Annotated in this window: 13 protein-coding genes; 1 reads left to right on the top strand and 12 read right to left on the bottom strand. The window is 49.9% G+C overall.

The annotated features are described in order from the left end of the window. From GEOBRER4_RS02130 to GEOBRER4_RS02120, 3 genes are all read right to left on the bottom strand, one after another. Complete coding sequence (locus tag GEOBRER4_RS02130; protein WP_185244037.1) at positions 1–234, bottom strand: acyl carrier protein; 234 nt, start codon at positions 232–234, stop codon at positions 1–3. A 2-nt stretch (positions 235–236) separates the two neighbouring features. After that, positions 237–1,790: an AMP-binding protein gene (locus GEOBRER4_RS02125; protein WP_185244036.1), complete on the bottom strand. Its 1,554-nt coding sequence runs from the start codon at positions 1,788–1,790 to the stop codon at positions 237–239. 339 nt (positions 1,791–2,129) lie between these two features. Next, positions 2,130–2,660, bottom strand: a complete 531-nt coding sequence (locus GEOBRER4_RS02120) for a hypothetical protein (protein ID WP_185244035.1) — start codon at positions 2,658–2,660, stop codon at positions 2,130–2,132. A 171-nt stretch (positions 2,661–2,831) separates the two neighbouring features. Between GEOBRER4_RS02120 and GEOBRER4_RS02115 the strand changes: the two genes are divergently transcribed. Next, positions 2,832–3,152 carry a helix-turn-helix domain-containing protein gene (locus GEOBRER4_RS02115; RefSeq protein WP_185244034.1) on the top strand — a complete coding sequence of 107 codons (321 nt, stop codon included), beginning with the start codon at positions 2,832–2,834 and terminating at the stop codon, positions 3,150–3,152. An 83-nt stretch (positions 3,153–3,235) separates the two neighbouring features. Here GEOBRER4_RS02115 and GEOBRER4_RS02110 read toward each other — a convergent pair whose 3' ends face one another. The 9 genes from GEOBRER4_RS02110 to GEOBRER4_RS02070 form a co-directional block, all read right to left on the bottom strand. Then, the gene (locus GEOBRER4_RS02110) at positions 3,236–4,594 is read right to left on the bottom strand and encodes a phospholipase D family protein (protein ID WP_185244033.1); all 1,359 of its coding nucleotides are present in this window, start codon (positions 4,592–4,594) and stop codon (positions 3,236–3,238) included. 37 nt (positions 4,595–4,631) lie between these two features. After that, entirely contained in the window at positions 4,632–5,669 is a 1,038-nt protein-coding gene (locus GEOBRER4_RS02105; protein WP_185244032.1) for a hypothetical protein, read from the bottom strand. Between the two features lie 145 nt (positions 5,670–5,814). Continuing rightward, a complete protein-coding gene (locus GEOBRER4_RS02100; RefSeq protein ID WP_185244031.1) occupies positions 5,815–8,394 on the bottom strand; it encodes a DEAD/DEAH box helicase in 2,580 nt (859 codons plus the stop codon). A gap of 3 nt (positions 8,395–8,397) precedes the next feature. Next, a complete protein-coding gene (locus GEOBRER4_RS02095; protein ID WP_197971390.1) occupies positions 8,398–10,566 on the bottom strand; it encodes a site-specific DNA-methyltransferase in 2,169 nt (722 codons plus the stop codon). A gap of 329 nt (positions 10,567–10,895) precedes the next feature. Then, complete coding sequence (locus tag GEOBRER4_RS02090) at positions 10,896–11,234, bottom strand: DUF4326 domain-containing protein (protein ID WP_185244030.1); 339 nt, start codon at positions 11,232–11,234, stop codon at positions 10,896–10,898. 119 nt (positions 11,235–11,353) lie between these two features. Further along, on the bottom strand, positions 11,354–12,565 hold the full coding sequence (locus GEOBRER4_RS02085) for a hypothetical protein (RefSeq protein WP_185244029.1): 1,212 nt from the start codon (positions 12,563–12,565) through the stop codon (positions 11,354–11,356). Between the two features lie 198 nt (positions 12,566–12,763). Continuing rightward, a complete protein-coding gene (locus GEOBRER4_RS02080; protein WP_185244028.1) occupies positions 12,764–13,360 on the bottom strand; it encodes a tyrosine-type recombinase/integrase in 597 nt (198 codons plus the stop codon). Positions 13,361–14,123: 763 nt separating this feature from the next. Further along, positions 14,124–14,294, bottom strand: coding sequence for a helix-turn-helix transcriptional regulator (locus tag GEOBRER4_RS02075; RefSeq protein WP_185244027.1), 171 nt, complete (start codon positions 14,292–14,294; stop codon positions 14,124–14,126). A gap of 191 nt (positions 14,295–14,485) precedes the next feature. Then, positions 14,486–15,724 carry a tyrosine-type recombinase/integrase gene (locus GEOBRER4_RS02070; RefSeq protein ID WP_185244026.1) on the bottom strand — a complete coding sequence of 413 codons (1,239 nt, stop codon included), beginning with the start codon at positions 15,722–15,724 and terminating at the stop codon, positions 14,486–14,488. Between the last annotated feature and the right edge of the window lie 118 nt (positions 15,725–15,842).

Raw genomic sequence — 15,842 nt, 5'->3', positions numbered from 1 at the left:
TCAGCCGAGCTTGCTGCGGATGGCGTTAAGGAGGTCGCCGACGTTTTTGAAGGTCAGCAGTTCCTTCTGCGAGAACCTGATGTTGAACTTGGACTCGATGCTGACGATCAGGTTGACGTGCGAGAGGGAATCCCATCCGTCCACATCGTTCGCGGTCATCTCCTCAGAGATCCTGATGTCGTCATCGTCGAAGACCTCGCAGAAGATATCGTTCAACTGTTCTTTCAACTCCATTGCTATTCCTCCAATGTAGATATGTCGCCTGCGTCCTGACCCAGGTAGCGCGCCTTTAAAAGGCGCCGCATGATCTTTCCGCTCTTGTTCTTGGGGACGCTGTCCACCACTATTATTTCCTGTGGCGTGGCGATCGATGAAGCCCTGTTGCTGACGTGAAGCCTCAGTTTCACCTCAAGCTCTCTGCTCCAGGTGCACCCCTCGTGCAGGTTTACAAACGCCACCACCTTCTCGAACAGCAGTTCGTCCGGAGCGCCGATGACGCCGGACTCGGCGACCTCCGGGATCTCCAGCAAGGCGCTTTCCACCTCGAACGGGCTGATCAGGTGCCCTGCCGTGTTGATCACATCATCGCTGCGGCCCTTGAACCAGTAGTACCCTTCGGCATCGCGCACCGCGGTGTCGCCGGTGTAGTAGTACCCGTTCTTGAACTTCTGGCCGTACACCACGGGATTGTTCAGGTACGTGGTGAACATCGAGGCCCAACCGCTCTTGAGGCAGAGGTTCCCTGTCATGCCGTCACCCAGAACCTCTCCGTCGTCCGCGATGATCGCCGCCTCGATCCCCTCCAGGGGCGTCCCCATTGAACCGGGACGGATCTGCAGTCCAGGGCGGTTGGAGATCATGATGCCTCCGGTCTCGGTCTGGAACCAGGTGTCGTAGATATCCTTCCCCAGTGCCGCGCGGGCCCAGGTTATCACTTCGGGATTGAGCGGTTCCCCCACGCTGTAGATGTGCCGCAGTTTCGATAGGTCGTAGCCGCCGTAGAGCCCGGCATCCTCCCGCATCAGCATGCGCAGCGCGGTTGGGGCTGAGTACCAGATGGTAACCGCCTCCTTTTGCAGGACGTCGAACCACAGTTTCGCATCGTAGCCGCCGCCGTAGTGGATCTGGGTGACGCCGAGGCTCCAGGGTCCGATGATGCCGTAAGAGGTTCCGGTCACCCACCCCTGGTCCGCGGTACACCAGTAAATGTCGAACTGGGTGAGGTCCAGCACTTTCGCCGCGGTCATGCTCTGGTGCAGGACGCTTCTGTGCGCGTGCAGAACCCCCTTGGGCTTTCCGGTGGAACCGGAGGTATAGTGCAGCACCGACGGGGTTTCGGGCGGGGTCAGGGGCGCGGTGAAATCCTCAGATGCCTCCCGCATCAACGCCGCATAGCTCAGGATCTCCGCCGACTGGTGCTCGTCTATGTCAGTGAGGATGATGTACTGCAGGGAAGGGAGCTGCGGACGGACCCGCGTGAGCTTTTTCAGGAAGCTCTTCTTGGTGATGACGGCTTTCGCCCCGGCATCGCCCAGGCGGTCCAGTATGGCGTCATCGCCGAAGTTTGAGAACAAGGTGCCGCAGATCACCTGCAACTTCAGCGCGCCGAGAAAGGCGAAGAACTGTTCCGGGGCCTTGGGGAGGAAAGTGAAAAAAATATCGCCGGCTGTGAAGCCCAGCATCTGCAACACGTTGGCGAATCGGCTCGACTCGCGGTCGAGGTCGTTGAAAGTGTAATCGGCACGGTCCTGATGGGCGGAAATCCAGCGAAAAGCAGTCTTTTCCCCCATCCCCAAATCACATTGCTGCCGCGTACAGATGTGGCCTATGTTGTATTGCCCGTTAACAACGACACTCAAAGCGCAGCGTCCCCACGTAGGTTTCAGAAATATTTACGAAGGCGAGAAGTTATCACACGTTTGGAGCAGAAAAAAGGAATTTATGAAAGCTGTGACGGGATGCAGTCTTGCAGATGGAGTTGAATAAGCAAAAAGGGGTTAGCTATTACTAGCTAACCCCTCTACTTTCTAGTGGTGCCAGAGACGGAATCAAATTCCGCCCATAAGCACTGATGAGGCCAACTGTTTTCCTGATTCGATTTTCAGAGTATACTTAAAACTATACCTATCCTAGACTGCGTAGAAGGTCGTACCCTTTATGACAAACCTTTTCCTACAAACAGGGCAATCTGTTCCAACAACCTTATTTTTTTGAGAAGCTAAGATGGTGACATCCACCAGCCCCGTGCAGTAAGGACACGGTCCCCGCAAGATGGTACTGCCTGCAGAATCAACACCGCCCTTTACACCGAAAGCACCGACGAAAAAGGGAGCTGCTATGCCTGTCACCATCAGGAATGGACCGAGCACCCACCCTATCACAGGAATCAGGCAAACGACAAGGCCAACACTGAAAAATCCTATCCCAAAGAGCGCACCAAGTTTCATGCCCTGGGCTGCCCCTTTTAGCCCTGACGTTAATTTTTCGTTCCTTGCCTTTCGCTGCTGAGCTTCTTCCTTCGCAGTTCTTACCAGCCTCTCTCTTTCCACTTGTTTCTGGTGGTACTTTCTAATCACAACGCCACACTTTGGACATTCTTCAAAGGCATCACCAGCAACGAAACCACAGGCTGGGCATTTAACCGTTTTATCAAACGACATCTCTTCCCCCACTTTCACCTTACACTCAAGTTGGTTTTGCTGGTTCTTTTCTATATTTTAGTGGGGTTATTCTAACTATTAGGAAGATATTGTCAAATAAAATAGGCCTATCAGTAAGTTTAGCTTCCCTCTTGAAACGCGCATTATTCGCAACAAGACGAGGGGGGACAAATGAGCGACAGGAAACTGCTGCTAGGAGCGAGGATAAAGGAACTACGGAAACGTACGGGGCTATCGCAAGACCAGCTTGCCGAGCGGGTTGGAATAGAGGCTAAATACCTCAGTCGGATAGAGGTTGGAAAACGTTATCCTTCTCTTGAAACGCTGGAGAGTATTGCAGATGCATTACGAGTGGAGATGAGGGAGTTATTTAACTTCACGCATTTTGAAGACGGGGCTGACACTACGAGAGGGTTTCAAGCCCTAATAGAGGGGGCAACATCCGAAGAATTACGGCTGATCAACAAAATCGTCACCGCTATACTACGGTAATCAACGGATTGACATTAATTGCAAATTGCACCTGACGGGCAGATTAGTTGGTTGCATTAGTGGATCATGGCAACATCAAATACCTATTCAGAGTAAATTTCTACGTTATAGCCCAGAGCTTTTAGAGCTTTGCTCGTGCGACCATTACGTGGTGGGAACATATCTGGCAAGGTCCATCCGACAATTTCACCTAGGCTGCTAATCCCCAGATGCGAGATTTTATAACCTTCCGAAGCCATCGCTTCCCAAATCCGCTCGGGAACTCCTTCCGGTTTACCTCCGTAAAGGACATAAGATAGGACCTGAATCACACTCCGCCCTTGAGCAGTCTTTTGTTTCCACAGGTATTTGCTGAGAAGCTTGATCCTTTCGGTGCTGTCAGTCGAAAAGTTGGCAGGCAACCCATAAGTGCTATTTTTAACTCTCTTGCAATGGTCTGTAAGCGCGTGGACATGCTTACAAACATCTAAGAAGTCATTTTCTGTCAGGCCGTCAATTCTTTTCTTACTCAAATTAATCTTAACAGTTTTTGAATTAGCTATATTTTGATCTTCCCATGAGGGTGCGGACGTAGTGGTTCTCCACCAGCTTATGATTTCCTGAAGGGCTCTCTCAGGATTTGCAGAGTTTTTGAGATAAAATTCATGGTGCCTTGCTTTTTGTCCTTCTAGTACATGGTTATAATAGTAGGCATGAAGAAACTGATCTGCTTGCACGCCTTTTGGAGTTTCTACAGGAAGCCATACCGGCTGATTGGAAGGATCAGAAACCCGATCTGCAATATCTCTTAGTATTTGCAGTGTATCCCGCCACTCCTTCAAAAACTTGTTTTTCCTTCGATCAATACTATTCCGAGGTGAAATGGCTTGAAGCGGATTTAGTTTGGGAATCAATCGTTTCTTGTTGAAATCATCACGTTCCGTTTGTCGTCCTTTGTTAGCGGTGAATTCTCTTAATTCCAATTCGCAAATTTGATCGTAGATCTCTTTTGTTAGCGAATGCGCCAGACTGTCCACCTGTTCAAAAAAATCCGTAAGCTCCAAGTCCAGGCCATTCTCTACTATTTCTTCTTGAGAGAAAAAAGTACCTGCTTCAATATTACCCACCCAACCGTTGTCGGTCAGATTGGCGGAACCAATATAAACTCCATAACCACCCCACCATATTACCTTCGCATGAAAAATGTCAGGAACTAACTTGCAGACAAAATTCGGGGACTTCCTATCCAGAAACGTTTTCAGGATGTTCGTCGTAACTGGGGCACTGCTGTCGAACCTTCCATAAAAAGTAAGTGGGATGGAATTTTTCCAACAATCCTCGAAGAGCTTTGGATGTCCACTAGCATAAGCTATCGCTGCCTTGACCCAAACAGTCTCCTTCTTAGAGTTGGTATTAATTTCTTCAAGATAAAGTCCGTTGAGGCCCCCTGCAACGACCTTCATATCCCCCCCCATCACTTTAGATGTTAGCGCTAGTGCCTTAACATATTTCTATGTCTGATGTAACGAGTGTGGTTTGGATCTCTTCTGCTATTTTTTGCCTGCGGTGTTCGTCGGCCACTGTAAACACAAGTCTTCCATCTGTGACCTTAATTTTGTAGCCCCGGGTCGGTAGCCCGCGGGGATTTTCAGCTGATGGACGGCCCCAGTCCTGCAAGCAGTCTGATAATTTCAGAAGGAATGCCAACGGAGCGCGATCCTTGTCTATAGGTGCGTCTTTGAAACAGCGGGCGGGTAAGTTATGTACGAAAATGGCCGAACAGGCGGACACAACATCGTTTTCAAAGAAGGCCTGATTCCAATTTATACCCACAGGTGCAAAGATGTCTCGATGTTCCCGCTGAGGATTATATTTTTGGTACATCAGATCAATCACGTACAGAACCGACAGAGAACTCATGATGCCATGGCACATCTGCCCGGACTCCAGCATGTCGTTGTACTCACGTGCCGCGTCCACGCGAAGCCCCCACTGGTCTAATCGCTGTTGGATCAGATCTAGGGAATTTCTGTCGTTTCTCAATCCGTCGAGCCCAACGGGTACTAGCTTGAAGAATACGTCAGGAGCCTCTACCCTCAATGTTTCCTTGATTTTATTTATCTGGCCTGTGAACGGCTTTAGGATATCTCTAGCCACTTGGGCCGGATAAGCAACATCGTGGAAGAGACCTGCGAGCTTCCACTGAAACGTGTCTACATCAAGCCCCCGCTCTTTCATGAACCTTTCATTTATGTATATTCCGAGCAGGAAACTGAGTAAGGCATGAGCCACATGATCCCTCACCCACGGCTCTAGTTCTCGTATTCCATGTTCTACTCGTGCCAATTCTACAACGTAATGAAGCAGCTCCTGCTTGCCGTGGTAGGTCATTGTGCCATCAAGAATAGAAATTGCTTCTGTTTGGCGGCGACGAAGCCCCCAACGCGCCATAAGAAAGGTTTCAATTTCTGCGGGACTACAACCATAATCCACAAGTACGTCATTAATGGCATTAAAGATGGTGCGATTTATACCCACAGTCCCCCCAGCTCTAGTAGATTAAAATTGATTTCAAGTCTCAACTTTGAAGATTGATTAAGTCTGTTACAAAATAGCACAAGGGGGCTTCAAATTTCCTCCGTGGGCCTCCTTTGAATGATGGTGAAGGGGATGAGCTTTCAGCTCAATAGTCGCTCGCCAATGTTCCCTCATAGAGTTTCTTGGCATCCTTAGCCTCTGCCACCCCCTTGCGCACCTTTGCATCGGTCATATCGAGCACGCGCAATGTCCCGTTAACCTCGGCAACTGCACCAATTCGACGATAAACGCTTGAATAGGTCTCGGCGTATTTCGCCAGGCCCACAAGTTTGGGCAATGAATCGCTGTATTGTGTCCCGTGAGGATCAACAATGTCTGCCACCGTGGTACCGTCCTCCTCCGCAGAGAAAATGATGAAATCCGGCCTCATAATTTTGATCTGCAGATCCTCCGTATAGGCGATTCCCAGAGAATCCTGGCTTGGACGCGACGGGTTACGGTACCAGAACTGAAAACCTGGACGTTTCATCTCCTTTGCCAACACGGCGCGTTCCCAATTGTTCATCTCAGCCGGGAACAAACCGCTCTCGTCGCATAATAGGTGCTGCCTATACGTCGGCAACGGCTGGCTGTTGCCGTGGATATCCTGCTCAGTAGTAGCCACCGTCCACGATTTCGGCACGGCGAGGTCTATCTCTCCTGGCTCCGTACTCATCTCTTTAAGCGAACGATATACATCCTGTCGCTCGTCGGACAACTTCTTGATCTGAGCCTTGTATGTTGCGAACCACTCATTGGCCAGGGTATCCGCTGCGGCGTCGAGACAGGTTTTCACATTGGTTACCAGTCCAAGAGCCGCAATGTCGGCGTAGGCCTCAATCAGTGCCTCTTCCATGTCTTCAGCATCTTCATTCTTGGCTGCCAGATATTCGGAGTAGGTGCGCGCTATATCTGGACTCAGGATGCGCCCGGCACGACGATAGGAATCTTCGATCACGACATAGTCGGCTTCCTCTAAAAATTCATCAAGGGTTTTCTCCTTAATCCTCATATCGGCGATAGTGGTATACCCTTCAACCTTCAGTACTTCTTTGCGGGCAGCAGCGATTTCACCTGAAAAGCGTATCTGAAGTGCATCCAGCAACTTGTGCATTTCCCCGTGGGCGATCTTTCCGGCTCCAGGGAGCAGCTTATCCCAGGCGAGTTCATGGGCAAGAGCGGTCAAACGTTTCAATGGCTTAGCGCCTCGATGTGGCAGGGACTGGGACGGCAGTGTCCGAAACTTTTCCCAAACTGATTCCGGAGTTGATGGATTCGGCGTCATATCCTTTGGATTGATGAGTACACGACGGCCAGGGAGCCCTTTGCCGTCGTCTCCCCCCTTCATGAGAGCGTCGGCCACAGCTTGAACGGATTTCGTATCGAAAAACGGCAACAGACAGTCCACTGAATTGAGCCTATCATTGCCCGGAATCCGCCTGGCAAGGGGGGTCCGGACCATGCGCCCCATTAACTGGGTTATGTGGGTTCGATCCTTAGACTGCCGGAAGGAAACCAGCACCTCAGCACGTGGGCAGTCCCAACCGGTGCTTATGGCATCCTTGGCGATAAGCACGCGAATCCAATGGGAATCCTGCACTAGCTCAGGGGAGATGTATGGCACCGAATACTTGCCAAACGTATGGGTGGTGTGTTCGCCGAAGACGTGGGCAATGGCTTCTTCAGTCAATGCCGGCCACTTCTGAAAGATCGTATCCAGTGCCCGCCCGATCTGGTTTTGGTCCGGCGTGTTCGGTACTTGGAGCACCATGAGCGGCCTAACGACCTCCTTGATCCCCTGCTGTTTGCAATACTCATCCCACGTATCGCTCGACTCCTTGATTTTGCCGGTGGCCCGGCGTACCAGCACCGTGTCGAATAGGCCTACTTCATCAGTAGTGTCAATAATGATGGTGTCCTTCAGCAGGCCCGACTCCTGTACCTTCGCAGAATCGACGACCACGTTTCGGAGTAGGTCGCGACCTTGTGCCTCTATCATAGCGTTATTAAATCGCTCGACGGTGGCGGAAATGCCCAAGACAATAGGAATCGCGGGGACAGTGCCGGCCCCGTTGATGAGGCGTTTCACAATTGTTGATTTGTCCCTTAATACCGCTTCCGACGGACTCCCCATGCCACGGTGAGCCTCGTCAAGAACGAGATAAAGCGTCAGAGCTGGGTCTTCAATCGTGTTTTGGATAGTATCCCAGATGGTGTGGGAACGGAGGTCTGGCCGCATTTCGGGGAATGACGGGCTGTCCTCATCAGGTTCGAAGCCTCGCACAAGGAGGCTCTTTTTACTCAGCTTCTGAGTGTTAATGAAGTAAATTTTCCCCGGTTCAAATTTCTCACGGTTAAAAGAATTCTGCACCACGACGAGATCAGAGTAATTCAGACGGTCAGATGCTTCCATAAGGCGAAACCGCGTTTGCTCATTCAATGAAGGATCGTCGCTGAACCAAATCACCACTGCACCGCGATCAGCATCGAAGTCGTAATTATCGTCACCATGAAACAACGCCTCAAATGCCGCAGCAGCCATAACAGTCTTACCAGCGCCAGTTACCGCCGTGAGGGAGAACGCATGCCGGTCACCATCGTCACGCCAGCGCTTGCGTGCCTTCCGTAGATTGGCAAGCACGTCCCGCACCGCCTCGTCCTGGTAATCCTTGAGGGTAAACTTCATTTATTACTCTCCATTGGCAAACTTGAAGTTCGAAAGGTATGACTCATATAGCCGGATCGGTTCTACCGATTCTGGCAGAGTGCGAGCAATGGCTTGGAAGCGGCGATCGTCGTTGGTGACGATGTAAGCGATACGCAAGCCATCAGTTTTTTGGAAGGCAGCACAAAAGGCTTCCGCCTGATCCAGATTCGTGAGCAACCCATAATTATCGGCGACCTCCCAACCGTTGAGGGGAAGGCTATCGATGCGCCTTCCTCGGCTACCGGCCCGGAGCCACAGCAGAGGGGCAACACGTTCAAACGCAAGGTTGTGGCTGACCGCCACAGGCGTTTCGTAAGTGAGGGTGAAAAACTCCGCGTTTTCCTCAAGGCCCTCGGCTATTGGAAATTCGTCTACAAATTTATAATCGCCATCCACGGGATTGCCATCAGGAGTAAGTCCTGTAATTGCAGCTTTAACACGGGGCTTAGTAATGTACTCACATATACCTAGCTCCTCCCACTCCGTATCCCCCGGGCGCTTGCCCTGAGTGCGCAACAATAGTTGCTCTGCTACTGCGACCTCGTTGTTCGTCACCGCTATGCATTGGCGACGGCCCTCATCCCTACGATTCAGCCGCATGACAGCATGTACTGTGGTCCCCGAACCTGAAAAGAAATCTAGCACTGTAGCATTCAACTTCTTGCTCAAAAAGAAACTGAGGACATCTTCAACTGCGTAAAGTGATTTTGGAAATGGAAACTTACGCTGTGGAAGAAGCGAGAAAAGCAACTTACTACCATACTCACCCGCATTGTGCGAAGGCATCTTCCATACTGTTTTAGGTTGGGTTACCTTTGTATTTTCAGGGTACCGCACAATTAGAGTACCATCAGGTTTCCGGCCTACGGTCTCTATCTCTCCGGAATCAACCTTTTCCATGATTCCAGATGAAAGATAGGACATTGGGAATTTACCCCTCGCCGGATCAATCTTCCCGAGGCGAAGGGCTCCTATTGCAAGCAGTTCACGCGCCTTTTCGGGTCCAATCCCCCATCTACCTTCTACTCCGCTAAGGTGATTCGGAGGCCACACTACGACTGTCCCGTTTGGAGCGGCTACTGATTCACGAGGTTGCTCCCATGGGAGGGGCTCACCAAACGAATGGATTCGGGACCGGTCGCAATCAATGAAAACTGGATAGAAAGCTCCTGGACTATCTGTTCTTACACCTTGCGCGCCTCCGCGAATAAGACTGGACCACTTAACCGTGCGACTAGCGGCTGCGTTTTTGCTTTCATCAAGCATATCCCTTACCTCTGGGACGACGCGACCGCCAAAATAAAGAATGAATAGATACTCTTCAACTCGTGCGAAGTCACCTCCTAATGATGCACCCTTTGGGTTGATAACAGTTGTTATCATCTGCATCCGAACCCCTTCAAAAACTTGCTGCAACAATAATCCAAGGCGGTGGACTTCATTTTCGTCAATCGCACATATCAAGATAGAATCGGAGGGATTTAATAGTTTTTTTGCTATTCTTAAACGCCGCTCCATAAAAGCCAGCCACTTGCTGTGCCGGTAGAGGTCCTCCGACTCCACGTAATCGTTGTTGTACTTCCAGTCCTTCGCGCCTGTGTTATATGGCGGGTCGATATAGATGACATCCACCTTCCCACGGTGCGTGTAAGTCAGAGCCTCCAGCACATGGTAATTCTCGCCGTTGATGACTGTGTGAAAAGGCTTGTCCCCGCCCTGCGCAACTTTGCCCGTGGAGATTAGCCCTGGGAAGATGTAGTCCCGAAATTCTGCTACAACAACCAGATCATCAACTGAAACATCCTGCATCTCCGATCCGGTGTCGCCCTTTAACTCCAGGCGTGCGATCAGGTTCCCTTTGACCTTCGCAACCCCCCTCACCAGCCACAGCCGCTGGTCCCCCTTCGCGGTCGATCCACGCTCCGGAAGAACTCGCACCTTATCTCCCTTGCGGACCGGTCGCCGGGGAAGTTCCACCACTTCGGGCCGATGCCGTTCAAAGTTCAATCCGAACGCGAGGCGCGAAGACAGCGCCTTGAATTCTCGTTCCAAATCCAGCCCCATCTGGGGGTCTTTCGCCTTTGCTTGTGCGATGAGATCGGTAAGCCGTGACACTTCAACTCCTTGTAATTTAACGACCGGAAGATTCAACTTCCTCTTCATCCGTAGTCTGTAGTTACTTTGCAAGCTGGGCATATTAAACTATTCCTCACTGATTTGTAAGCCAAAATTCATTCGTCCCTAGAGCCAAGTTTTTCTCTCTTGCTAGCCCCTTACCTGCTAAGAGCCCAATTACCCATAAAGTGACATTAATAGCAAACGACCTTGCCCATTTCTCATTCGGTCGAGCATTAGAAAAGGCCACTTTAGAGATGCTGTGGCCCCCAAAATTGACTTTAGGTGCTTGATTTATAACTGAGGAAGGGAAAGGTATTGAGGGATGGCGAGACCAGCATTAAAACAAAAATAGCGTGTTTGCGCTATGGTAGCTTTTCTGCATATTCCGCCAATATGTCTCCGTGGCAAGGATTGGGCTTGCAAAAACAAACAAGGGTCTTCCCTCGCAGCCTTTTGACCAATTCTTTGAACTGCCGGTCTGCGAACAGCCTCTTCTCAAGATAAAGACGGTAGCACATCTCCCATCGCCCTTCGTCATTGTATGGATGCAACTGCTTGCAGGTTGGACATTTATAGCCAAACCTGACCGGATTCCCGAACAAAGACGACATCCCCCGGCCTGAGCGACCAATGTAGACGTAAGCTGGATTTTCTCTCCAGCCAGCAGGAGCATCTTTGATATTAATCACTTCAGTTGTCATTATCTCTCCTTAAAATAGCCTTGAAAGTGATGATTTCCTGCAACAAACTTGTTTGATATTGAGCGGTTGCCACAAATAGAGTTAACGAGTGCTTTACCTGTGCCCGGCCTACCGAATGGCTAGTCCCGCTTCAGACGGGACCGCTCCACCACATTTTGTCGTGCTTCCCTGAGAATAGGTTTGTGCTTCAGAATCAGCCTTGAAAGCTCCACCCCATCTTCCAATCGCAGGCACTTTTTTTGGTAATCATCCTCGACCGTCATCCTGTAAACCCGATCGGCTCCTTCAAAGTCAATCCTTCTATCCAAGATTGCCGACTCTGAAATAAAAAGGCTGATTCCGATGGCACCAATGATCTCTTCATTCCCGACCATACGCATAGTTGTGAGGAAGTTACTGACAGGGGTGCAGGCTTGGTAAAATTTCAGGTAAGCAGCTTTGCCCTCTCTGGTGTGCTGATCCCAAGCCTCTTCAAGGACACCACTGATATAAAACGGCGGAAGAACTTTCGTCTCTCTAACCTGCCTATATGGTGACCTCTCCAGCAGCTCCCATACGAAGGAGTAGCAGATATTCATTGCGCATCCCCGGCATGCGACCATCCCCCGTAGAGTGATGTACTTCACCAAGCCTGGCATTCTCATGTTCTCAACAGTAAGGTCGAACCAGTCTCTTGATCCACCCCGGAGTGGGAGCCGTGGATTCTTCATCTTGTCGGTACCCCACAGTAGCCATATTGCAGCTATGCGGGTATTAATTACGGTGTCCGACAAGACCATGTCAGAGAGACCTTTAGGGGAATTGGACTTAAGAAGCGTAAGGGATGAGGGTGATAAAGACCGGTTCTCAAGAACCTGACAAAGATCGGCAACCGTCCTGTCCTTGACCGATTCTGCTAGTCTCTTAACGATGTACCGGATAACGATCAAGTCCCCACCGGCCCTCTTCCTCCAAACGCTGCTTCTCGCAACGGCTAACGTCATTGCGACCGCCCACACGTCGCCAACTCCGACATCCTCAAACGCTATTATGACTAGTCGTTTCCAAAAGCTGGCAGGATCAATGGCGTGGTAGGTCAAGGCGCATTTGACTGAATCCTCGACGAAACCTCGCCTTATGCTCTTTTGAAGTCCTGAACTGTATTTCCATTTTGCAGAGATGCTGGTCTCGTTGTCAGCCTTCACATCCAGCAGCTCAAACTCTGCCAGTTCATCTTCGAGGAAAGTTTCCAGCATTGCCTCAACAGCCTCGTATGGGACGTGTTCATCCATGAGCAATTCAAGCATTGATTTCTGTGTAGGGGGAATTTCCAACAGGGATAGTTGCGTCATACCACCTCCGTCTTAACAAGATGTTTTTTAGGATCTGTATCTATGACAGGCTATGCAAAACCCAAAAATATGCAGTTTCTGTATTTTTTTGTGCTTAGACAGATGTCTCTGTCTTTGTCTCTCTGATGATTTCGTTTATGTAGGAGACAGCCCTCTCCAGCCGAGATCCCGGTCGTGTGACATTAATGTCAAATGCCCTCATATCTCTTTTAAGTAAGCGTCCTTGATGTCAGCCTCTTGTATTCCCAAGTATGCAAGAGTCTGCTTCTGACTTGAGTGGTTGAACATCTCCATCAACACAGGGACGCTCGTACTGAATACCGTGCGATGGATGTAACCGAAAGTTTTCCGAAGGGTATGACTCCCATAGTTCCCACGCAGATTGATGGACCGACACCATTTTTTCGTCAACCCGCTGAGATAAGGAACACAAAGCGGCTTGCCTCCTTTCCTAGACCTGAAGAGAGGGGAGTCATCTGTTGCGTCGGGCATGGTCGTCAATAGATTAGCGATAGCGTGGTGCACAGTCTTGTTTAGCGTTATGATCCTCTCCTTCCCAGTCTTCTTCTCCTTAATCGTAAAATGCTCTCCCACCTTCAGGTGACGGACTTGGCCTACTGTGATCTTCAGGAGATCAGATGCTCGTAGGTTAGTGTTGATCCCCAAAGTGAAGATTGCCAAGTCCCTTGGTTTGTCGGAAAGGAGCTTCTTGATATTCCTGATGTCTTTTTCTTCTCGAATGGGATCGACTCTGATCGTTTCTCCTTTGGCTGGATGGTTCCTGTTTTCTCCCATGAAATACCTCCCTGTGAATGTTAAGAAGTGGGATAAATACGCGTATATTCTAACTTTTAGAAAACAAGAGGTCAAAGGAAAAACCCTTCAAGTATCTGAAATCATTGTATTTTTATGAATTTACGGATTTTTGAGGATGTTAAGATTTGGGGAATAGTTTAGATTGGGTTATCAGGGCAAAACGTGGAGGTGCGGTTCGGTACTAGTTTCGAACACTACAAAATTGGGATCAGATGAAGCAAACAATAAAACCGTTTCTACTTGAAGATGACAAACTGGCAGTTGGCTCCATCATGGGATGCGTCAATGGTGATTGCAGAAACTGCAACGATGCAGTTTTCGACACTAGCCAACTGTCAGAGTGGCAGTTGGCTCTCCCCCTCTCCCCGCGCCCCTCTCCCTAAAAGCAACAAACCAAAACCTATCTCGGCCCTAAAGGGCCTCGTGAACAAACCAAACTTCTTACTTCAAACCCCAAAACCTTACACCCTAAACTCACTTAGGAACAAAAGCCCCCCTACCCCATTTACGAATGGGTGGAAGGCCTTTTCCTCTCGAAAGTGATGTTCTCACTTGAGGCCAGAATACCCCTTGCAGTGATCCTGGTTCTCTCAGACTATCACGGACTGCAAGTCCGCCTCCGGCCCGCTCTGAAATTAGCCCCACGGTGCCACTATGCCGGATTTCTTGGTAATGGCTTGTCTTTGTATCCGCGCCAACGTATCTAGCCGCCCACGGATACTAGAAGAAGAATAAAGGCAGCCTACCTAATATTTTGCGCAAATTGATGGACATCCTCAGATCGCCAAACCGTACACCTAGCGGAAAGTCTCACCGGCTCTGGGAACTTTCCATCTTTTACCCATGCCCATAGAGTAGATTTCGATACGGGCACTATTTCCAGCACTTGTTTGATACGAAGTAGCTTATTCATTGTCCACCTCCGATGGTTAGCCTTGAGACAAAGAAAAAGCCCCAAGACGCAACAAGGGTGTAAAAATTACATCCCTGTAGCGCTTGGGGCTCTATGAGTCGCAAGCTTTATTGATTTTTTCTGGTTCTACATCAACCGTTCTGGACTGTCAACGAAAAAAACACACCATAAATTAAGTTGGTAGTCAAATATCATGCAACTTCTGAAATCGGAGTCGGCTTCGCGAGCTTTTTGATGTCATCTAAGAAATCAGCCCATCTCTGCATCATGTCCCGGCGTGCCTCAAGGTGAGTAGTCCTATTGTAGGCAGTTCCCAATGCATCCCTCACAGTGTGACTAAGTTGATGCTCGATATACTCGGGCCGGAATTTAAGCACCTCATCTAAAATCGTCCTTGCCGAGGCTCTGAACCCGTGCGCTGTCGCCTCTTCTTTCGTAAACCCCAACCTGCGCAAAGCAGCATTTAGGGTGTTGTCGCTTATACAACGTAACACTGAGCGGGTGCTGGGGAAGAGATACCTCCCGCCCCCCGTCAAGGGCTGTAATGCCTTTAAAACCTCAATCGCTTGATGGGATAGCGGGACTATGTGCGGTTGTTTCATCTTCATTCGTCCGGCGGGAATCTCCCATACTGCATTCTCCAGGTCGAACTCTGCCCACTCAGCAGCCCGTAGTTCGCCGGGCCTGCAAAAGAACATCGGTAGGAGTTGAAGGGCGCACTTCACCGGGAAGCTTCCTTCATATTCATCGACCGCCACCAAGAGTGGTGCTAAGGTTTTTGGTGTCGTCAAAGCCGCATGATGCCCATTCTTGACGGACGGCAACGCACCTCGCAAATCTGCAGCGATGTCCCGCTCTGCCCTCTCGGTAACCACCGCATACCGGAAAACCATCCCGCAATGGTGCTTAAGCCTGTGGGCGGTATCCAGGGCTCCTCTGCTGGCAACACGCTCCAGCACCTTCAGTAGATCAACAGGTTTTATCTCGGATATGGGGCGTGCTCCTAAGGGAGGGAAAATATCCTTTTCAAAGCGGTGAAGGATGTCCGTCGCATGCCCTTCTGACCACTTGCCTGCGGAGGAAAACTTTAGGTGCCATTCACGGGTTACGGCTTCCAGAGTATTTTTCGCAACTTCTTTCTGGAGAGCCTTGGTGTTTTTTCGACTCTGGCTGGGGTCAATCCCTTGCAACAAGAGTCTTTTGGCTTCTGTTCTAGAATCTCTAGCGTCGGCAAGCGAGACTTCAGGATAGCTCCCAAAGGAAAGCATGTTCTCTTTCCCGGCATGCCGGTATTTGAACCGCCACAGCTTTCCACCACTAGGAGTGACCAGGAGGAAAAGGCCACCACCATCAAACAGGGTAAATTGTTTTGATGCGGCCTTTGATTTTCTGACTTGGAGTTCGGTAAGAGGGGTGATTTTTTTAGGCATCTGTCCTCCTATGAGTATACCTGATCCAGTTTGGGTATACGTTATGAGTATACCTATACTTAAAAAGACTGGATTGGAGTATAGCTAAGAGGAGAACGCTGGACAATAGGAAATAAAA

It is taken from the genome of Citrifermentans bremense, from assembly GCF_014218275.1.
Classification (GTDB): Bacteria; Desulfobacterota; Desulfuromonadia; order Geobacterales; family Geobacteraceae; genus Geomonas; species Geomonas pelophila.
This window is presented reverse-complemented; position numbering and strand designations above follow the sequence as displayed.